The sequence below is a fragment of the Streptomyces sp. AC627_RSS907 genome, from assembly GCF_019049165.1.
Map to the genome: position 1 here is coordinate 1 of NZ_JAGMUE010000074.1, position 22662 is coordinate 22662.

The following is a 22662-nucleotide window of genomic DNA, read 5'->3' on the forward strand; positions in this document are numbered from 1 at the left end:
GTACTGGGCGTCGTCGTTCTCGAAGGGGTTGGTCATGGGGGTGCTCCGTACTGGGGTGGGTGGGGTCGGCCGGACAGGGGTTCAGGGGGTGTGGGGGCGGTCGGTGCCCGCCAGTCGTTCCGCGACGGCACGGCCGATCTCGGTGAGGGGGCCGGGCAGCGTCATGTCGTGGTGGCCGCAGGCGACGGGGTGCGGGTCGAGGCGTCCGCCGACGTACGGCGTCCAGGACGCGGGGGACGGCGCGTCCGTCCCCGCTGCCGGTTCGGCGGTGAACAGCAGGATGTCGCCGTCGAAGTGCCGGGGGGCGAACTCCCGTTGCAGCCGGGCGTGGCGGGCGGCGATGCCGGGCCACGCCCGCAGCGTCCGCGGCGGGATGTCGGTGAGGGGCGCTCCCTCGCGCCGCAGGACCTCGCGGGCCGCCTCCGCGTCCACCGGGCCGCCGTCCGGGGAGCCGGGCGCCTCGTGGCCGAGGAACCGCAGCAGCCGGGCGAGGACGTCGCCGTCCGTCCGGTCCTGCGAGGGCGGTGCGTCGGTCCCGGCGGGCTCGGCGGCGGCGGTCGCGTCGGGCGGGTAGGCGTCGAGCAGGGCCAGCAGCGCGACCTCCTCCCCCGCCTCGCGCAGCCGCACCGCCATCTCGTGGGCCACCAGGCCGCCGAAGGACCAGCCCAGCAGGTGGTAGGGGCCCTCGGGCTGGACCTCGCGGACCCGGGCCAGGTAGTCCTCGGCCATCTCGCCCACGGACGTGGGCGGTTCCTCGGCCCGGGCCAGCCCCCTGGCCTGGAGCCCGTACAGCGGCCGGTCCTCACCGAGGGAGTGGAGCAGGCCGGCGTACGGCCAGCTCAGCCCGGCCCACGGGTGGACGCAGAACAAGGGCGGCCGGGTGCCCGTGGCGCGCAACGGCAGCAGGACCTCCAGGGCCCGCGTGGCCTCCTCGGCCCGGGCCCCACGCCCGCCACCGGAACGCAGCAGACGGGCCAGGGCCTCGGGGGTGGGCGCGTCGAGCAGCGAACGGACGCCCAGGGCGGCACCGGCGCCGGTGGCGGAGCGGATACGGCCCAGCAGCCGGACCGCGAGCAGCGAGTGTCCGCCCAGCTCGAAGAAGCTGTCCTCGGGGCCGACCCGGTCCACGCCGAGCACCTCGGCGAACAGTGCGCACAGCAGCCGCTCCTCGGCGTCGCGCGGGGGGCGTCCGCCTCCGGACGCGGTGAACGGGGGTTCGGGCAGCGCCTTGCGATCCAGCTTGCCGTTCACGGTGAGGGGCAGGTCCGGCAGGGTGCCGACGGCCGCGGGCACCATGTACTCCGGGAGGCGTTCCGCGACGTACTGCCGCAGCAGGGCCGGGTCGACGGACGCGGGGGCCGGGCCGGCGACGGCGGGCACGGCGTAGGCGACCAGCCGTGTCCCGTCCCGCCCGGCGGCCCGTACGACGACGGCGGCGCGGGCGACGCCGGGATGAGCGCGCAGGACCGCCTCGACCTCGCCCGGCTCGATCCGTACCCCGCGCACCTTGACCTGGTGGTCGGCGCGGCCCAGGTACTCCAGTGCACCGTCGGCGCGTCGTCGGGCCAGGTCGCCGGTGCGGTACATGCGCCCGCCCGTACCGTCCGCGCCGCTCGGGTCGAACGGGTCGGCGACGAAGCGTTCGGCGGTGAGCGCGGGCCTGCCGTGGTAGCCGCGCGCCAGTTGTACCCCGGCGAGGTACAGCTCGCCGGTGGCCCCGGGCGGCACCGGACGCAGCGCCGCGTCCAGGACGTACACCCGGGTGTTCCACACCGGCCGTCCGATCGGCACGGGGCCCGGGGCGTCCGGCTCGCAGTCCCAGTGGGTGACGTCGACGGCCGCCTCCGTGGGGCCGTACAGGTTGTGCAGCGACACCTCGGGCAGCACCGCGTGGAAGCGGGCCGCCAGGTCGGCGGGGAGTTCCTCACCGCTGCACACCACCCGGCGCAGGCCGGTGCACCCGGCCGCGGCGGGCTCGTCGAGGAACGCGTCGAGCATCGACGGAACGAAGTGCGCCGTCGTCACGTGTTCGGCGCGTATCAGCTCGGCGAGGTAGGCCGGGTCCCGGTGCCCGTCGGGACGGGCGACGACCAGGGCGGCGCCGGTGACGAGCGGCCAGAACAGCTCCCACACGGAGACGTCGAAGCCGGTCGGGGTCTTGTGCAGCACCCGGTCCCCGGCGGTGAGCCCGTACGCGTCCTGCATCCACAGCAGGCGGTTGACGACGGCCTCGTGCGAGACGGCGACGCCCTTGGGCCGGCCGGTGGAGCCGGAGGTGTGGATGACGTAGGCGGGGTTGCGCGGGTCGGGAGCGGTGTCCGTGGCGGACGGGCGCGTCCGGTCGCCGCTGTCGGCGTCCAGGACGAGGACGGGCGTGTCACCCGCCGGCAGCGGGGACCGTGCCGCCACCGCCTCGGTGACCAGGAGCACGACCGGTCCGGTGTCGTCGAGGAGCAGGGTGATGCGTTCCGCCGGAAGGCCCGGGTCGACGGGGACGTACGCGGCGCCCGTCGCGAGGACCGCCAGAAGGGCTGTGACCAGGTCGGCGGAGCGGGGCACGGCGACGGCGACACGGGTCTCCGGTCCGGCTCCGGCCCGGCGCAGCCGGTCGGCGAGGGCACGGGCGCGGGCGGCCAGCTCGTCGTAGGTCAGCCGCTGTGTCCCGTGGACGACGGCCGGCGCGTCGGGTGTACGGGCGGCCTGGGCGGCGAACAGTTCGGGGAGGGTGGCCGGCGCGAGGGGCACCGCCGTGTCGTTCCACCGGGTGAGGACCAGTTCGCGTTCCTCGTCACGGAGCCCGTCGACGGCCGCCAGCCTCCGGCCGGGCTCCGTGGCGAACTCCCGCAGCAGCAGGCCCAGCCGTTCCGCCAGCCCGGTCACGGCCGCGTGGTCGACGTGCGCGGGCTGGTAGCCGAGGCGGAGGGTGAGGGCACCGCCCGGGGAGTCCGGTGAGCCTTCGGCTTCCCGGAGCCCCTGGGTCACGATCAGGCTCAGCGGATAGTGGGTGGCGTCCCGGCCCCTCACCCCGGTCAGCCGCGGCCCGGGGGCGTCCTCCCGCGGGGCGAGCGACTCCCGGTCGACCGGGTAGTTCTCGAAGACCACGAGGGTGTCGAAGAGCACGGGGTGGCCGGACAGCCTCGTGACCTCGCTCAGACCGAGGTGCTGGTGTGTCATCAGGGAGGACTGGCCGGCCTGGAGTCCGGTGAGGGTCTGGCGGACGGTCGCCCGCGGGTCGAGGGCGACCCGGACGGGCAGCGTGTTGATGAAGAGTCCGACCATGGACTCGACCCCGGCGACCTCCGGCGGGCGACCCGCGACCGTGGCACCGAAGACGACGTCGTCACGGCCCGTCATACGGGACAGCAGCACCGCCCAGGCGCCCTGCACCAGGGTGTTGACCGTCAGGTCCGCTTCCCGGGCCAGCCGGTGCAGGGCCGCGACCGTGTCGGCGGGCAGGTCCAGGGTGACGTGGCCGGGCTCGGCCGTGGACGCGCCGGCCGCCCCGGGGGCGAGCAGCGTCGGTTCCTCCAGCCCGGCCAGCTCGGCGGTCCAGGCGGCCCTGGCGGCCTCCCGGTCCTGGTCCGCGAGCCAGGCGAGGTAGTCGCCGTACGGGGTGACGGCGGGCAGTCCGGCCGTCGAGCCCCGCGCCGCGTACAGCGCGAACATCTCGCGGAGCAGCACGGGCATGGACCAGCCGTCGAGCAGGATGTGGTGCGGCGTCAGGACGAGGCTGTGGTGCTCCTCGTCATGCTTGACCAGCGCGATCCTCAGCAGCGGGGGCCGCGACAGGTCGAACCGCGCGGACCGCTCCTCCTCGGCGACGCGGTCGCGCAGGACGGTGCGCTCCGTCGCCGGTACGCCGGTCAGGTCCACGGTGCGCCAGGGCAGTCCGGGGTCGCGGACGACGACCTGGACGGGGGCGCCGGTGACGTCGTGCACGAACCCGGCGCGCAGGTTGGCGTGCCGGCGCAGCAGTGCCGTCCATGCCTCGCGCAGGACCGGCGCGTCCAGGGGACCGGCCAGGTCGAGTACGAGCTGGGCGGTGTAGACGTCGGTGCCCTCGTGGTCGTAGTGGGCGTGGAAGAGGAAGCCGTCCTGGAGCGGGGAGAGCGGGAGGACGTCCTCCAGGCCGGGGTACGCGGCCTCCAGGGCCTCCACCTGCTCCTGGGTGAGGGCGGGCACGAGGGGGAAGTCGGACGGTGTGTGGCCGCCGGCCCCGGCGTCCGTGCCCGCGAGGGCCTCCAGCGCCCGCAGCCACCGCTCGGCCAGCTCCCGCACCTCCGCCTCGTCCAGCAGACCGCCCGCCCAGGAGAACGTCGCCGACAGCACCGGGCCGTCCGCCCCGTCGGCCGTGACGGCGTTGATGTCCAAGGCGTGCGCGAGCGGGGTGACGGGATCGGCGACGGGTCCCCCGGGCTGTGGGACCGGCGACCAGTCGGCGCCGGACGGGGTGGGGGACGCCGGGGTGCGGCCGAGGTAGTTGAAGCCGATCTGCGGCTCGGCGAGGGCCGCGAGCACGGGCGCGGTCCTGGCGTTGAGGTGGCGGAGGAGGCCGTAGCCCACGCCGTCGCCGGGTACGTCCCGCAGCTGTTCCTTGACCCGTTTGACGGCGTCGGCGGGATCGTCGCCCGTGACGTCGAGCCGTACGGGATGGACACGGGTGAACCAGCCCACCGTGCGGGAGAGGTCCACGTCCGGCCGGTCGGTGTCACGGCCATGGCCCTCCAGGTCGACCAGCACACCGCCGTCGGCGTCCACGCCCCGCGCCTCGCGCCACTGCCGCACCGCGAACGCCAGCGCACCCAGCAGCACGTCATCGACCCCGCCGTGAAAGGCGGCCGGAACCGAGGAGAGCAGCGGTGCCGTGTGCGTCCCCGGCAGCGTCACCGTGAGCCGCCGCGCCGTGCCCACCGTGTCCTGCACCGGATTCAGCGGACGGGAACCGAGCAGCGGCTCCGGGGACGCGAACGTCTCCGTCCAGTACGGGAGTTCCTCCAGCAGCGCCGGGTCCTGCGCCCGCTCACCCAGCAACGCCGCCCAACGCCGGAACGACGTACCCACCGGATCCAGCTCCACCGGCTCACCGGCCGCCACCGACTCCCACGCCTGCCGCAGATCCGGCAACAGGACGCGCCACGACACCCCGTCCACCGCCAGATGATGCACCACCACCAACAGCCGGCCCGACACCTCCGCCCCCGCGTCGAACCACACCACCTGCACCATCACACCCGACTCCGGCGCCAACCGCGCCACCGCCGCACGCGCCTCCCCCACCACACCGGCATCGGCATCGGCATCGGCATCGGCGAGAGACACCCGGCGCACACACCGGGCGGCGTCCACCGAACCCCGCTCCCCCACCTCCAACGCCCAGACCAGTCCGCCCGCCGTCCGGGTCAGCCGCAGTCGCAGGGCGTCGTGGTGGTCCAGCAGCGCCTGCACCGCCGCCGTCAGCCGCTCCTCCCCCAGCCCGCCCGGCACCCGGAGCAGCACCGACTGGTGGAAGGCGTCGACGGGTCCGCGGCGCTCGCGCAACCGGTGGACGATCGGGGTGAGTTCGACGGGCCCGGTCCCGTCGTCCTCGGCGCGGACGGCCGGCCGGTCGTCCGCGCGTCTGCTGACCCGCGCGAGTTCGGCCACCGTCTGATGGGTGAAGACGTCGCGCGGGGTGAGGACCAGACCGGCCCGCCGCGCCCGGCTGACCAGCTGGATCGACATGATGCTGTCCCCGCCCAGCGCGAAGAACCCCTCGTCCGTGCCCACGCTCCCGGCACCGACGCCGAGCAGTTCGGCGAAGATGCGGCAGAGGGTCTCCTCGGCCGGGGTGCGCGGCGCGCTTCCTCCGTCCGTCGTGCCGGTGGGGTCGGGCACGGGCAGGGCCGCGCGGTCCAGCTTGCCGTTGGGGGTGACGGGGAGGGCGTCGAGCACCATGATCTCGGCGGGGACCAGGTGATCGGGCAGGGTGTCGGCGGCCCGGCGGCGCACCTGACCGCCGTCCAGGGTGCGGCCCCGCTCGGGCACGACGTAGCCGACCAGGCGCCGGCCGCCGGAGGGCGCCCCGTGGGCCACGACCACGGCGGCGCTCACGCCCTCCTGCTCGCCGAGCGCGGCCGCGGCCTCGCCCGGCTCGACGCGTACGCCGCCGATCTTGACCTGGTCGTCGACGCGGCCCAGGTACTCCAGTTCGCCGTTCTCCGTCCAGCGGGCGAGGTCGCCGCTGCGGTACATCCGGGCGCCGGGCGGCCCGAAGGGGTCGGCGACGAAGCTCTCCGCCGTGGCGCCGGGGCGGCCCGCATAGCCGCGGGCCAGCTGGGCGCCGGCGATCCACAGCTCGCCGGAGGCCCCCGGCGGTACCGGCGCCAGGGCCGCGTCGAGGACGTACAGGCGGGTATTGGCGACCGGGTGGCCGAGTGGCGGCGGGCCCTCGGGGTCGGCGGGGCAGCGCCACCAGGTGACGTCGATGGTGGCCTCGGTGGGACCGTACTGGTTGAACAGAGCCACGCCTGAGGCGCCGAGCACCTCGTGGAAGCGCCGTACGAGGTCGGCGGGCAGGGCCTCGCCGCCCGAGAACACCCGGCGCAGCCCGGTGCAGCCGGCGGCGCCGGGCTGCTCCAGGAAGGCGCGCAGGACGGTCGGCACGAAGTGCGCGGTGGTGACGGACCGGTCCCGTATCAGCTCGGCGAGCCGGGCCGGGTCGCGGTGCGCCTCGGGCTCGGCGACGACCACGGCGGCGCCGGCGAGCACCGGCCAGAACAGCTCCCACACCGAGACGTCGAAGCCGGCGGAGGCCTTGTGCAGCACCCGGTCGTCGGACTGGAGACCGTACTGCTCCTGCATGCCCCACAGACGGTTGACGACGGCCCGGTGCGGGACGGTGACGCCCTTGGGGCGCCCCGTCGAGCCGGAGGTGTGGATGACGTAGGCGGTGCTGTCGCGGTGCGGCGCCGCGAACCCGGCGGCGGGTCCTGAGGCGTCCTGCGGTCCGGGCGTCCCGTCGAGCGACAGGACCGGGGCCCGCACGGCGGAGGGGAGCAGGCCGCGCGCCTCCTCGGTGGTCACCACGCACACCGGGTCGGTGTCGGCGAGCAGCAGGGCGATGCGCCCGGCCGGCAGGTCGGGGTCCACGGGCACGTACGCGGCACCGGTCCGCAGGACCGCGTGCAGGGCCACGGGCAGGCCGGTCGAGCGCGGGACGAGCACCGCGACGCGGCTCTCCGGTCGGGCCCCGACCGCGCGCAGACGGCGGGCGAGGGCGTCGACGCGCGTGTCCAGCTGCGCGTAGGTGAGCCGGTCGGCACCGCAGACGACGGCCTCGGCGTGCGGGGTGCGCGCGACGCGGTCGGCGAGGAGTTCGGGCACGGTGGCGGACGGGACGTCCATGGCGGTGTCGTTCCAGTCGGTGAGTACCCGCCGGCGTTCGTCGGCGGCGGTGGTGGCGGCCCGGGACACGGTGAGGTCCGGGTCGTCGGCGAAGGACTCCAGGAGCCGGGTCCAGCGCCGGGTGAGAAGCCGCACCGTCGCGGGGGTGAAGCGGTCCGCGCGGTATTCGACACGGCCGTCGATCCCGTCCGGAGCGCCCTCGGGGGTGCGGTGTTCGGCCATGTTGAAGGAGAGGTCGAAGCGGGCGGTGGCGGCGCCGACGCGGATCAGCTCGGCGGTGAGGCCGGGCAGTTCGACGGCGTCGCGGGTGAGCTCGGGCTGGGCGGCCAGCATCACCTGGAACAGCGGATTGCGGTCCAGGGAGCGGGTCACGCCCAGGTGGTCGACGAGACGCTCGAAGGGCACGTCCTGATGGGCGAAGGCCGTGAGGTCGGTCTCCCGCACCCGTCGCAGCAGCTCGCGGAAGTCCGGGTCGCCGCCGGTGTCGGTGCGCAGGACCAGCGTGTTGACGAAACATCCGACGAGGTCCTCCAGCACCTCGTCACCGCGCCCGGCCACGGCCGTGCCGAGCGGGATGTCCGTACCGGCGCCCAGACGGGTCAGCAGCGCGGCGAGGGCGGCCTGGAGCGTCATGAAGACGGTGGCGGAGTGCTCGCGGGCCAGCTCCGCCAGGCGGGCGTGGAGCGGTGCCGGGATGTGGAAGAGGTACGAGCCGCCGGGTGCGGCGCCGGTGGGGTCTCCTGGTACGACGGTGGTGTCACCGGACACGGACACGGTGGGGGCGGGGTCCAGCGGCAGGTCGATGCGGTCCGGCAGGCCGGCGAGCCGCCGGCGCCAGTGCGCGAGCTGACGGACCGTCAACCCGTCGGCGCCGTCGTCGGCGAGCAGGTCCCGCTGCCACAGGCTGTAGTCGGCGTACTGGACGGGCAGCGGTGCCCAGTCGGGTGCCTGCCCCCGCGTACGGCTGCGGTAGGCGGTGGACAGGTCGGCCGCCAGCGGTCCGAAGGACCAGCCGTCGGCGGCGATGTGGTGCAGCACCAGCGCCAGGACGTGGTCGTCCTCCCCCAGCTCGAACAGGGCGGCCCGCAGCGGGATCTCGGCAGCCAGGTCGAAGGGCCGGCGAACGGTCCGCTCCAGCTCGGTGGCGAGGTCCGCCTCCGCGACGCGGACCGCCTCCAGTTCCGGGCGGGCCCGCTCGGCGCCGGCGTCCAGGATCTCCTGGCGGGGGCGGCCGTCGGTGTCGGGGAAGAGGGTGCGCAACGCCTCGTGACGGGTGGTCAGGTCGGCGAGCGCGACGCGCAGCGCGGGGATGTCGAGGGGACCGCGCAGCCGCAGCACCACCCGCATGTGGTAGCCGTCCGTGGCGCCCTCGGCGAACTGGTGCAGGAACCACAGGCGGCGCTGGGCGGAGGACAGCGGGATGTCGTCGGGCCTGGTGCCGGCGGCGGGCCGGGGACGGGGCGGGGCACCGGCGGTGGCGGCGACGCGTTCGGCGAGTTCCGCGATCGTGGGGGCCTCGAAGACGGCGCGGACCGGCAGGTCGGCGCCGAGCGCGGTGCGTATGTGGGCGACGAGGCGGGTGGCGAGCAGCGAGTGTCCGCCCAGGTCGAAGAAGCTGTCGTCGATGCCGGTCCGGTCGACGCCGAGGAGCCGCGCGTACAGGCCGCACAGCACTTCCTCGAGCGGCGTGCGCGCCTCGCGGCCGCCGTCCGCCGCGGAGCCGGCCGCGGTGCCGGGGTCGGGCAGGGCGCGGCGGTCGACCTTGCCGTTGGGGGTGAGCGGCAGCCGGTCCAGGACGACGAACGCGGAAGGCACCATGTAGCCGGGCAGGGCGGCCGCGGCGTGGCGGCGCAACTCGGCCGGAGCCGGCACGCTTCCGCGCCCGAGCCCGGTCCCGGGTCCGCTCCCGGTCCCGGTCTCCGGGACGACGTAGGCGACCAGCCGGAGGTCGCCTCCGGGCGTGTCCCGGCGTACGTCCGCGACGGCGCGGGCGACCGCCTCGTGGCTCTCCAGGACCGCCTCGATCTCGCCGGGTTCGACGCGGTGGCCGCGGACCTTGACCTGGTGGTCGGCGCGCCCGAGGTGGTCCAGCCGGCCGTCCGCGGTCCAGCGGGCCAGGTCGCCGGTGCGGTACATGCGGGTGCCGGGCCCGCCGTACGGGTCGGCGAGGAAGCGCTCGGCGGAGGGACCGGGGCGGCCCGCGTAGCCCCGGGTGACGCCGGGACCGGCCAGGTAGAGCTCGCCGGGTGTTCCGGCGGGGACCATGCGCAGCCGGTGGTCCAGGACGTAGGCACGGACGCCCGGGCGGGGGCGGCCGATCAGGAAGCGTCCGCCGGACCGCCGTGCCCCGGGCTCCCCCACCGCCTGGAAGGTGCTGCTCATGGTCGCCTCGGTGGGCCCGTACTGGTTGACGACCAGCGGGTTCCCGAGGGCGGCCGTCTGCTGGAGGTGGTTCTCGGTGAGCGCTTCGCCGCAGGTCATCACCAACCGCGGGCAGGGGCGTTCGCCGAGGGGCAGCTGTGCCGCCTCCTCGTTCAGGGCGGCCAGCAGGGACGGCACGACGGAGAGCAGCGCGGTGACACGGTGGCGGCGCATGGCGCGGACGAGGGCGCGTGCGTCGTTGGCCTCGTCGGCCGGCACCATGACGACACGCCCGCCGGCGGCCAGGGTGCCGAGGATGTCGCGCACCGAGGGGTCGAAGGAGACGGACGCCAGGTTGAGCACGACGTCGTCGGGGCCGAGCCGGGCGATCCCGGACGTCAGGAACGAGAAGTAGGCGGCGACTCCCCGGTGCGGCACCACGACCGCCTTGGGCCGCCCGGTGGAGCCCGAGGTGTGGATGACGTAGGCGGGGTGGCCGGGCCTGAGCGGTGCGGTGCGCTCGTCGTCGGTGGGGTCGCCGGCCGGCAGGGCGCGCAGCGCGCGTCCGGTGTCCGGATCGTCGAGCCGTACGGCGCCGGAGCGGACGTCCTCGGGGAGCGACGCGGCTGCCTCGGTGGTGGTCAGTACCGTCACCGGCCCGGCGTCGCCGAGCATGTACGCGATGCGGTCCGCCGGGTAACCGGGGTCCACCGGGAGATACGCCGCGCCGGCCTTGAGGACCGCCAGCAGGGCCACCACCAGTTCCGGGGAGCGGGGCACCGCGACGGCCACGGTCCGTTCGGGCCCGGCGCCCCGGGCGATGAGCAGGCGGGCGAGGCGGTTGGCGCGGGCGTGCAGGTCGCGGTGGGTGAGCCGCTCGTTCCCGAAGAGGACCACCGGGGCGTCGGGGGCGGTGGCCGTCCGGTCCTCGATGGCGCCGGTGACGACGCCGGCTGCCGTGGTCGCGTCCTGTGCTCCCTGCCAGGCGGTCAGCAGGTGGCCTCGTTCGCGCGGGGTGAGGACTCCGGCGCGTCCGGCGGGCCGGTACAGGCCGTCGCCGAGCTCCTCGAAGAGGCGCACCAGCCGGTCCATGAGTGCTTCGGCGGCGGCCCGGTCGTAGGCGGAGGTGTGGTAGCCGAGGGTGAGGTGCAGCCGCTCGCCGGGCGTGGCGAGCAGCCGCAGCGGGTAGCTCGTGGCCACTCCACCGTCGACGGCTGAGACACGGATGCCGTCCGCCGGCCGGAACACGGTTGGATCCAGCGGGAAGGTGAGGAGCACCACCATGGTGTCGGCGAGCGCTCCGGCGCCGGTCTGGCGCTGGATCTCCGGCAGTCCGAGGTGCTGGTGGGCGGCGAGGCGGGACTGCTCGTCCTGCAGCCGGCGCAGAACGGCGGCCATCGGCCGCACCGGGTCGAGGCGCACCCGCACCGGAACGGTGCTGATGAACAGGCCGATGACGGACTCCACGTCCTCGACGTCGGCCGGGCGGCCCGCGTTCGGAACGTCGAGGACGACGTCGTCACGGCCCGTCAGCGCGCCGATCAGGGTGGCCCACACTCCCTGGACCAGGGTGGCCGGTGTCAGGTCGTGGCGGCGGCAGTGCGCGCTCAGGCGGGACGTCAGGTCCGTGGGCAGCAGGCGTTCCACGACCTCGTGCCCGGGTGTGGACGCCGTACCGCCGGTGTCGTGGTCCGTCCGGTTGCGGGTCACCGGCACCACGAGGGTCGGTTCGGCGCCGTCGAGCGCCTGTCGCCAGGCCTGCCGTGCCGCGTCCTTGTCCTGCCGGGCGAGCCAGGACAGGTACCGCTCGAACTGGGGCGCCGGGGGGAGGGAGTCCGGCTCGGCGTAGGCGGTCAGCAGTTCGTCGAGCAGCAGTGGCTGCGACCAGCCGTCGAGCAGGATGTGGTGGTAGGTCACGATCATCGTGTGCCGGTGCGGGGCCAGCCGTGCCAGCGCCACGCGCAGCAGTGGCGGCCGAGCCGGGTCGAACGGGGTCCGTCGCTCCGCGGTCCGCAGCTCGGCGAGCCGCGTCTCCCGGTCCGGTCCGGTGGTCGTGGACAGGTCCGTCTCCCGCCAGGCCGGTTCCACCTCGCCGGAGACGATCTGCACCGGGCCCGCGTCCGCGTCGTGCACGAAGGCGGCCCGCAGGCTGCCGTGCCGGGCCAGGAGCCGGGACCAGGCGGTGCGCAGCCGAGCCGGGTCGAGGGGGCCGTCCAGCGTGAGGGACAGCTGGACGGTGTAGTCGTCCGTCCGGGCCCGGTCGTCCGCCCCGGCCTGCGCGGCGGCCAGGGACTCGAAGAGCAGCCCCTCCTGCAGCGGTGTCAGCGGGAGGACCGGCATGTCCGTCGGGCCCGGGTACGGGGCGGTCAGCCGCTCCCGCACCGCCGCCGGTACCTGCGGCAGGGGTTCCTCACGTGCGGCTTCCGGCGGCTCGGTGGCGCCGGTGTCCCCGGCCGCCCGCGCCACGGAGGCGAGGGCCGCGACGGTGGGGTGTGCGAAGACGTCACGGACGGCGAGGCCGATCCCCGCCCGGCGCGCGGCGCCCACCAGCCGCATGGCCAGCACGCTGTCGCCGCCCAGCGCGAAGAAGCTGTCGTCGATCCCCACGTGCGGGATGCCCAGCAGCTGGGCGAAGGCGGTGCACAGGGCCTGTTCGGTCGCGTCGCGCGGGGCCCGGCTGTCCGGTGCGGCCGCGAAGTCCGGCGCCGGCAGCGCGGCGCGGTCCAGCTTGCCGTTCGCGGTGAGCGGCAGCTCCGCCAGCACCACGAAGGCGGCGGGCACCAAAGCTTCGGGCAGGGTGCGTTCGGCGAGCGCCCGCAGTTCGGCCGGGAGCACGGCGAGCCTGCGGGCGAGGCCCGGCTCGTTGGTGCGCCGTGCCGGGGCCGGGACGGATTCCGGTGCGGGCCGGTAGGCGCACAGCACCTCACCGGCCACGGCGTCCGGGGTGACCTCACCGGTCGGGGAGTCCGCAGTGCCCGTGCGCCGGAAGACGGCGTCCACCGCGCCGGGGCCGGTCACCGACGGTGCCACGGCCACGCGGTAGCCCAGTTCCTCGGCGAGGGCGTACAGGTCCTCGGGGTCCACCGCGCCGGGCACCGGGACGTCGTCCGCGAGGACGCGCGCGGCGGCGGCGGGGTCAGCCCCCTCGTCCAGCCGCCGGACCGCCAGGGCCTGCCGGGCGGTGCGCTCGTCGGGGAGCCCCGACACGCGCAGTCGGGCCGGGCGAGCCGTGGACAGGGTGTGCCGCAGCCCGTCCAGGGGTGTTCCGTCGCCGGCGTCGTGGCTGTCGGCCGGTGCCGTGTCCGCGGCTGCCGGGGCCGTGTGCAGGACGACGTCGTAGCGGTAGCGGCTCAGTTCGTTGTGGTACCGGCCCCGCTTCACCTGGACGTCCGCGGCGGTGAAGGGACTGCCGGGACCTGTTCGTCCGGTGAACCAGGCGGGGTCGACGAGGAGTTCGTTCTCGTTCAGCAGGGCCCGGCCCGTGGACCGCCGCAGCGCCGCGGTACCGGTGTGCCGGCCCGGCGGGAGGCGGACGAGGTGCTTCTCCGTCTCGAAGACGCGGGCGCTCCGCAGGTCCCGCACATCGCCGACGAAGACCCGTCCGCCGGGTGCCAGCAGCGGCACGACGGCGCGGACCACCCGGTCCAGGTAGCCGGCGTCCGGGAAGTACTGGATCACCGAGTTCAGCACGACGGTGTCGAAGAACCCGGTGGGCAGGCCCTCCGTGTCGTCCGCCGCCTGGTGCCGCAGGGTGACGCGGCCGGCGAGGTGGCCGGGCAGCCGGTCGCGCAGCGTGCCGATCACCTCGGCGGAGAAGTCGGTCGCCCAGTAGGCCTCGGTGTCCCCGGCGAGCCGCGACAGCAGCAGGCCCGCACCGACGCCGATCTCCAGCAGGCGTACGGGCCGCAGCGCGCGGATCCGCTCCACGGTCGCGTCGCGCCAGGCGCTCATCTCCCGGTGCGGGAGGGGCCGGCCGTCGTAGCTGCTGTCCCAGCTGGAGAAGTCGTCGCCGAAGGCGGGGAGTTCGCCGGCCGGATGCTCTCCGGCGGCGCCCGGTGCGGACGGTGTCCGGGCGGCGGGCGCGTAGACCGACTCCCAGACGGCGTTCCACTCCTGTACCTGTACCTGTGCCTGGGTCCGTTCGGGCCCGGACACGTCCGTCTCGGGCCCGTGGAGGGCCGGCACCACGTAGGCGGTGAGCTGCCGCCGGCCCGGCTCGTCCTCCCGGACGAGCACCGCGGCCCGGCTCACCGCCGGGTGCCCGGCGAGCGCGGCCTCGATCTCGGCGGGCTCGACGCGCACCCCCCGGATCTTGACCTGGTGGTCGGTCCGGCCCAGGTACTCCAGCGTGCCGTCGCCGCGCCACCGCGCGAGGTCACCGGTGCGGTACATGCGGCTGCCCGCGGGACCGAAGGGGTCGGCCACGAAGCGGAGCGCGGTCGTCCCGGGCAGGGCCGGGTAACCGCGGGCGAGCTGGCGTCCCGCCAGGTACAACTCGCCCGCGACGCCCGGGGCGACCGGCCGGAGCGCCGCGTCGAGTACGTACACCCTGGTGTTGTCCACCGGACCACCGATGGGGACCGTGCCCGTCCCGGCGGTCACCGTGGCGCCCGTTCCGGCGGGGACGCAACGCCACCGGGTGACGTCGATGGCCGCCTCCGTCGGCCCGTACAGGTTGAACAGCGGAACGCCGAGGAGGCCGAGGCAGGTGTCGGCGAGTTCGGCCGGAAGCGCCTCGCCGCTGCAGATCACGCGCCGCAGCCCGGCCCCCGCCGCGACCGCGGCGCGCTCGTCGAGGAAGTCGAGGAACACCCGGAGCATCGACGGGACGAAGTGCACCGTCGTCACCCGGTGGGTCTCGACGGCAGCCGCCAGGTACGCCGGGTCGCGGTGCCCGCCGGGGCGTGCCACGACCACCGTGGCGCCCGTGGTCAGCGGCCACAGCAGCTCCCACACGGACACGTCGAACCCGACGGGCGTCTTGTGCAGCACCCGGTCGTCGGCGGTCAGGGCGAACTCCCGCTGCATGCCCAGCACCCGGTTGGCGATGGCCTCGTGGGAGACGACGACGCCCTTCGGGCGGCCGGTCGAACCGGAAGTGAAGATCATGTACGCGGCCGATCCGGGCGCCACGGGGACCGGCGAGGACAGGGCCCCTGCGTCGCCGGCGGGCGCGTGGTCCCCGAGGAGGACCGTGTCCGGGCCGCTCAGACGGGGGAACCGTTCGGCGAGGCCGCGCGTGGTGAGGACGCAGGCCGGGGCCGCGTGGTCCAGCAGCAGCCGGATCCGCTCCGCCGGCAGGTCCGGGTCGACCGGCACGTACACCGCGCCCGCGCGCAGCACGGCGTGGACGGCGACGAGCAGGTCCGCCGAACGGGGCACGGCGACGGCCACCCGGGTCTCGGGCACGGCCCCGCGCTCGCGCAGCAGTGCCGCGAGCGCCGCCACCCGGGCGTCGAACTCGGCGTACGTCAGCTCCTCGGTACCGTCCCCGCCGTCCCCGTACACCACGGCGGTCGCCCCGGGCGTGGCCGCCGTCTGTGCCGCGACCAGTCCGGGCACCGTGACGGGCGGCACCGGCACGGCGGTGTCGTTCCACTCCGCCAGCATCCGCCGCCGCTCCTCGGGGAGGAGCACGTCCACGGAGCCGACAGTCCGCGTGGGGTCGACGAGCAGCCCCTCCAGCAGCCGCACCAGTCGTTCACCGACGAGGGCGACGGTCTCCGGCGAGAGGACGCCGGTCCGGTGGCCGAACCGCAGGCTGAGCCCGGCGGCTTCCGGCACCACGAGCAGGGTCAGCGCGTAGTGGGTGCCCGCGTGGACGTGCGGATCGGTGATGCCGAGGCCGGGGCCCGGCCGGAAGGTGGCCGGGTCGACGGGGAAGTTCTCGAAGGTCAGGACGGTGTCGAAGAGCCGGTCGAGTCCGGTCGGGCGGGTGATGTCCGGCAGGCCCAGGTGTGCGGCGACCGTGAGGCGCGACTGCCGGCGCTGCATCCCGCGCAGGACGGTGAGCAGGTCGTCCGCGGGACGCAGCCGTACGCGCACGGGGACGGTGTCGACGAACAGCCCGACCATGGACTCGGCCCCGTCGACCTCGGCGGGACGGCTGGCGACCGTGGTGCCGAACACGACGTCGTCGCGCCCGGTGAGCCCGGCCAGGAGGAGGGCCCAGGCGCCCTGGACGACGGTGTTGAGGGTGAGGCCGTGCGCGGCGGCCAGCTCCCGCAGGGCGTCGGTGGTACGGGCCGGCAGGTCGACGGTGTGCCGGCCCTGCGCCGGCTCCGCCGCTTCGGTGGCGTCCGGCACGAGGAGCGTCGGTGCGTCGAGCCCGTCGAGCGCGGCGCTCCACTCGGCGCGGGCCGCGTCACGGTCCTGCCGTCCGAGCCAGGACAGGTACGCGCGGGGCGGGGTCACCGGCGGCAGGGGCTCGTCGCGGTACAGCGCGAACAGCTCACGGCCCAGCAGGGGCAGCGACCAGCCGTCGAGCAGCATGTGGTGGTGGGTGAAGAGCACGGCGTGCCGCTCGGGGGCGAGCCGTACCAGGGCGATCCGCAACAGCGGGGGGCGTGCCAGGTCGAAGCGTCCGGCCCGCTCCTCGGCGGCGACCTGTCGCAGTCGCCGGTCCCTCTCCTGGGCGTCGGTGTCCGTGGGCGGCTCCGTGAGGTCCACGTCGCGCCAGGGCAGCTCGACGTCGTCGAGCACCACCTGCGCCGGTACGTCGGCGGCGTCGGCGACGAACGCGGAGCGCAGGACGGGGTGCCGGCGCAGCAGGGCGCCCCAGGCGGCGCGCAACCGGTGCCCGTCCAGCGGGCCCTCGACCGTGAAGCCGAGCTGCACGGTGTAGTCGTCGTCCCCGGTGGCCTGCGCGTCGTGGAGGGACTGGAACAGCAGGCCCTGCTGTACGGACGTCAGGGGCAGGGCGTCCGAGAGCCGGGGGTAGCGGGCGCGCAGGCGCCGGAGTTCCGTCTCGGCGAACAGGGCGGCGCGGGAGGGCTCCGGTACCGAGGAGGTACCGCCCGTGGCGTCCTGTCGCGGGACCGCGCGGGCGGCGAGGTCCACCACGGTCGGGTGCTCGAACACGTCGCGCAGGGTGAGGGTCAGTCCCTCGCGGCGTGCGGCGGCGACCAGGCGCATCACCGAGACGCTGTCGCCGCCGAGGGTGAAGAAGTCGTCGTCGATGCTCACACCGGGTGTGTCGAGCAGGTCGGCGCAGAGTCGGCAGAGGGTCTCCTCGACCGGGTTCCGCGGCGTCCGGCCGCCACCGGGGAGGGCCGCCGCCGGCGCGGGCAGCGCGGCCCGGTCGAGCTTGCCGTTCGCCGTCAGGGGCAGTTCCGGGAGGGTCACGTAGGCGGCGGGCACCATGTACGCGGGGAGGCTTCGCGCCAGCGCCGCGGCCAGCTCTTGTTCGCCTGCCACCGGCCCCGTGCCGGGGACGAGGTACGCCGTCAGCTGCCGTCGGCCCGGCGTGTCCTCGCGGAGCACGACCGCGGCCCGGTCCACACCCGGCTGCCGCGCGAGCACGGCCTCGATCTCGCCCGGCTCGATACGGTGTCCGCGCACCTTGACCTGCTGGTCGGCCCGGCCCACGTAGGCGAGCCGGCCGTCCCGCGTCCACCGTACGAGGTCGCCGGTCCGGTACATACGGGTGCCGGGGGCGCCGAAGGGGTCGGCCACGAAGCGCTCGGCCGTCAGGCCGGGCCGTCCCGCGTAGCCGCGCGCCAGCCCGGCGCCGGCGATGTACAGCTCGCCCACCACGCCGGGCGGCACGGGGCGCGCCGCCCCGTCCAGCACGTACACCGCGGTACCGGCGATCGGCCGTCCGATGGTGACCGTCGCCGCTTCGGCGTCCTCGGCCGACAGGTCCGCCGCGGTCGACCAGACCGTCGTCTCGGTGGGTCCGTAGACGTTGGTCACCGACGCGGCGGACGCGAGGAGTTCACGCGCCAGTGGAGCCGGCAGCGCCTCACCGCCGACGAGGACCCGGACGCCGCCGAGGGCGGGGGCGCCCTCGGCGGACACCGCCTGCCACAGGCTCGGCGTCGCCTGCATCACCGAGACACGCTCGGTCAGCAGCAGTCGCCGCAGCCGTGCCGGGTCGCGTGTCTCGTCAGGTCCGGCCACCACCACCGCGGCGCCGGTCACCAGGGGCGCGAGCAGTTCCAGGTTGGCGATGTCGAAGCCCAGCGTGGTCACGGCGAGCAGGCGGTCGCCGCCGCCGAGGCCGGCCCGCCCGGCCATGTCCAGCAGCAGATTGGCGAGGCTCGACCGGGGGACGACCACACCCTTGGGCCGTCCTGTCGACCCCGAGGTGAAGACGACGTACGCCGCGACCGAACCGTGCACCGCGGCAGGCGGCGCCGCGACGTCGGCCTCGGCGGGGGCGTGAGCACGGGCATGGGCGTCGGCGACGTCCCACGGCCCGTCGGTCAGCACCGGTCGCGGGCCCCTCGGTACCCGCTCGGCCAGTTCGGCCGTCGTCAGGACCACGGCCGGCCGCGCCTCGGCCACCATGAGCTCCAGCCGCTCCGCCGGGTGCGACAGGTCCAGCGGCAGGTAGGCGGCGCCGGCACGCAGGCAGGCCAGCACGCCGGTCACCAGGTCCACCGAGCGGGGCAGCGCCAGCGCCACGCGGTCCTCCGGCCCGACTCCGTGACCGGCCAGGACGCCGGCCAGCCGGGCCACCCGGCCGGCCAGTTCGCCGTACGTCAGGGACGCTCCCCGCGCGGTCACCGCGACGGCGTCCGGAGTCCGGGCCGCCTGCGCGGCGACCAGTCGCCACGGGTCGCTCTCCGGGGCGCTTCCAGCGTCGCTCTCCCCGGCGGGGGCGGCATCGCCGGTGGCTCCGGCGCCGACGGCCCAGCCGCCCAGCACGCGCCGGCGCTCGTCCTCGACGAGCAGGTCACCGTGGCCGATCGGCCGGGCGGCGGCGTCGTCCCCCGTGGTGAGCCTCGCCAGCAGCCGCAGGAACCGCTCGTGGTGTCCGGCCAGTTCACCCGCCGAGTACAGCTCGGGGTTCCCGTCGACCACGACCTTGATCGCGCCGCGCTGTCCCGGGCGCCCTCCGTAACAGGCGACCGACAGGTCGGCCACCGGCCCCACGGCCAGGCTGTGCAGGGAGCCGTGGAGGCCGCCGAAGGTGAAGTCCTGGCCGAACGGCATGACGTTGACGACCGGCCCGTAGAGCCGGTCCCCCGCGGAGAGACCGAGGTCGCGGGCGAGGTCCGCCTCCGGATAGCGCTGGTGCCGCAGCGCGTTCTTCATCTCGGCCGCGACGCGGGCGGTCAGCTCGCCGTACGTCAGGCCGGGTTCCGCCCTCAGCCGCAGGGGGACGACGTTGGACACCATGCCGGGGGCGGTCTCGGCGACGGAACCGACGCGCGCGGTGACCGGGAAGCCCAGCACCAGGTCGTCCGCCCCGGTCATCCGGTGCAGATAGGCGGTGACGGCCGCGACGAAGGCGGCCGGCCAGCTCGACCGGCCGCTCCGCGCGACCTTCCGCATCCCCGACTCGGTCTCGGGGCTCAGCCATGAGGTCCGCCGGTGCGCCGGGGCGGAAGGCGGCGCGGCCCGTTCCACCAGCCCGGCCGGTGCGGGCCGCCCGGCCATCCGTTCCCGCCAGTACTCCCGGTCGGCGCGGAAGTCGTCCGAGGCCCGGTAGGCGGCCTGCTCGGCCAGCAGTTCCCGCACCGGCCGCAGGGCGCCCTCCGCGGCGTCACGTCCCTCGGAGAGCGCGGTGTAGAGGGCCGCCACGCGCCGTACGGCGATCCCGGCGCCGAACCCGTCGCTGATCAGGTGGTGGATGCCCGAGTACCACCAGTGGCGCTGCCCGGCGACGCGGAGCACCGCGCTCGTGAGGTTCGGCGGGTGGCCCGGGAGGCGCGGGCGTGCCATGTCGGCCTTCATCCAGGCGTGTGCCGCGGCCTCCGGGTCGGCCTCGGCCGACAGGTCGACGAAGAGCTGCTCCCACGCACCGGCCGGCTCGACCCACTGGCGCAGCTCACCCTCGTGCTCCCCGACCCGGACGCGGAACCCGTCGGCCTCGTCGAGGAAGCGGCGCGTCGCCTCGGCCAGCAGCGCGAGGTCGAGCGGGCCTGCGATGTCGACGTAGATGCCGAGGTTGTAGGCACGGCTCTCCGGTGCCAGTTGCTGGCCGAACCAGATGCCCGACTGTCCCGGGGTCAGCGGCAGGCCACGTGGGTGGTCGTCTAGCACGTACGTAACTCCCAGGCATGCGGATGAGCGGCGAGCGTGGCCCGGCCTCGGTGTACCGGGCCGGAAAACCCTGGTGACCACGGCTTCCACCGCGTCGGCCGGCCTCGGGCCGTGGTGACGGGCCAGGTCACCTCGGTGTCTAGCACGGTGAGTTGACCGGCCGGGGCGACCGCCCGCGGAAAATGATCTTCAGGTGAACTGTCCCGCGCCGCTCGGGTCCTCCGCGACGGTCGGCTCCGGCTCAGGAACTGCCCGTTCCACCCGGCGCGCACGTCCGGCGTTCACCCCGGCATCATGTGCGGGGACCTCTTGTTCACCCGGCTGAACTTTCCCCCAACTGCGGTGACGGGCACGGTTCGGGGCCGCGTCCGCCGTCTGCGGCCGGATGCCGTCATCGAGCCGTCACGGTGCCTCTCGGATTCCGCGCCCCGGGCCCTCCGCCGGCACTCCCCCGGCGCCGGCCCTCCCGATCCCTTCCCGACGCCTTCCCGATCCCACCTGCCGCGCCGTGCGGCAGCGACCCCCGAGGACCCTCATGGCGCAGCCCGGCACGCCCCCGATGAGCCCCGCCGAAACCCGCCGCGCGTTCCGTGCCCTGCTGCTCGGCCTCTTCGCCGGCCTGCTGTCCGAACGCCTGCTCCCCCGGCTCGGACCGGTGGAACACGTGCCGGCCGGGAACGGGGACGTACCCGGTAGTCGGCCGCGGGACGACACGCCTGGCCACCGCAGCCCACACCGCCCGGCCCGCGCCCGCGAGGGCGGCCCCGGGGCGCGGTCCCAACGGTCTTGCCCGGCGTCCGGGCCCGGTGCGAGACTTCGGAACCGCCGCCACTGACAAAGGAGTTGGGCTTGTCGCCTACGGACAGACCGTCACGGCCCCTGACCGTCCTCTTCGCACCGGAGAGCGCGTACGGGCCGACGAACAACTGCGTGGGGATCGGAGGCGTCCTGCGCCGCCGAGGGCACCGTGTGGTGTTCGCCGCGGAGGCGTCCTGGAAGGGCCGCCTCACGCCGCTCGGTTTCGAGGAGGACCTGGTCGATCTGGCCCCGCCGCCCGAACAGCCGCAGGACGCGGGCCAGTTCTGGAAGGACTTCGTACGCGACACCGCCCCCGAGTTCCGGAAGCCGACCATCGAGCAGCTGGGCACCTGGGTCAAGCCGGTGTGGGAGGAGTTGGTCTCCGGCGCCCGGTACTGTGAGCCGCGGTTGAAGGAGATCATCGACCGCGTCCGGCCGGACGTGATCGTCGAGGACAACGTCGTGTGCTTCCCGGCGTTGACCACGGCCGGCGTTCCCTTCGTGCGGATCGTTTCCTGCAACCCGCTGGAGATGAAGGGCGAGCGCGTTCCGCCGCCGTTCTCCGGATACCCGGCCGGGGACCGGAGCGAGTGGGACGAGTTCCGCGCCGAGTACGACCGCACGCACCGGAGCCTGTGGAGCGACTTCAACACCTGGGTGACCGAGCAGGGCGCGCGTCCGCTGCCCGACCTGGAGTTCGTCCACGAGGGCGATCTGAACCTGTACGTCTATCCCGAGCCGGCCGACTACACGGACGCCCGTCCACTGGGCCCCACCTGGCACCGGCTGGACTCCTCGGTCCGTGAGACGGAGGAGACGTTCACGCTGCCGCCCGGCCTGGCCGACGGCGGGGCGCTGATCTATTTCAGCCTCGGCTCGCTCGGCTCGGCCGACGTGGACCTGATGCGCAGGGTCATCGCCTCGCTCGCCCGCACCCCGCACCGCTACATCGTCTCCAAGGGACCGCTGCACGAGGAAATCGAGCTGCCGCCGAACATGTGGGGCGAGGAGTTCCTGCCGCAGCCCCGGATCCTCCCGATGGTCGACCTCGTCATCACGCACGGCGGCAACAACACGACCACCGAGGCCCTCCACTTCGGCAAGCCCATGATCCTGCTGCCGCTGTTCTGGGACCAGTACGACAACGCCCAGCGCATGGCCGAGCTGGGGTACGGCGTCCGGCTCGACCCGTACCGCTTCACCGACGCCCAGCTCCACGGCGCGATCGACCGTCTGCTCGGCGACACGGCTCTGCGGCGCACCCTCGCCGAGGCCGGTGAGACGATCCGGGCGCGCGACGGGCTGCGTAAGGCCGCGGATCTGATCGAGCGGGCCGCCACGGGCTGATCCCACCGGCCTCCGGACGAACCGGGCCTCGTGCCCCGGCCTCGTGCGCACCACCTGCCGCCGGGCCTCCTCGCCCAGGCCGACCCCGCCGGACGTCGTCGACGCCGGCCCATGCCCGGTCGTGGTGGCCGGCCGCTGCCGGGCAACCGCGACGGCTGCCGGGCCCGGTGCGAGTCCGGCGCCAGGGCCGCCTGCGCGCGAGCCGCGCTCGCGGCGAGGCCGGCGGACAGCCGCAGGCCGGTGGTGACGTCCGACGCCGCGGTGGCGAAGGCGCCAAGCACGGCCACTCCGACGGTGCTGCCTCGGCCTGGCTCGCGCACGGTGGCGGGATGAGCTGGAAGTCGCGGCCGAGCAGGTCCGGGGTCGGCCCCGCCTTCGCATCCGGCCGGTCCGGCCGGGTCACGGCGACTGCCGGCGAGGGTCGGCGCGGAAGCCCTGGACCGGGCGGTCGGAGCCCGGCTCGCGGACCGGCAGACCGCGGGCGACCGACTGCGGGCGGCGCCGGCGGTCGACGGGAACGCGCCGCGGGCGGCCTTCGCGTCCGGCGCCCCGCTCGCGCTC

At 75.3% G+C, this 22662-nt stretch carries 2 protein-coding genes; one reads left to right on the forward strand and one right to left on the reverse strand.

Annotated features, from left to right (window positions below; all coding sequences use genetic code 11):
- Nucleotides 1-81: 81 nt before the first annotated feature.
- Nucleotides 82-19956: a non-ribosomal peptide synthetase gene (locus KUM32_RS17825; RefSeq protein ID WP_217142904.1), complete on the reverse strand. Its 19875-nt coding sequence runs from the start codon at nucleotides 19954-19956 to the stop codon at nucleotides 82-84.
- Between the two features lie 849 nt (nucleotides 19957-20805).
- Here KUM32_RS17825 and KUM32_RS17830 point away from each other — a divergent pair.
- Nucleotides 20806-22101, forward strand: coding sequence for a glycosyltransferase (locus KUM32_RS17830; protein ID WP_254405738.1), 1296 nt, complete (start codon nucleotides 20806-20808; stop codon nucleotides 22099-22101).
- Nucleotides 22102-22662 lie beyond the last annotated feature (561 nt).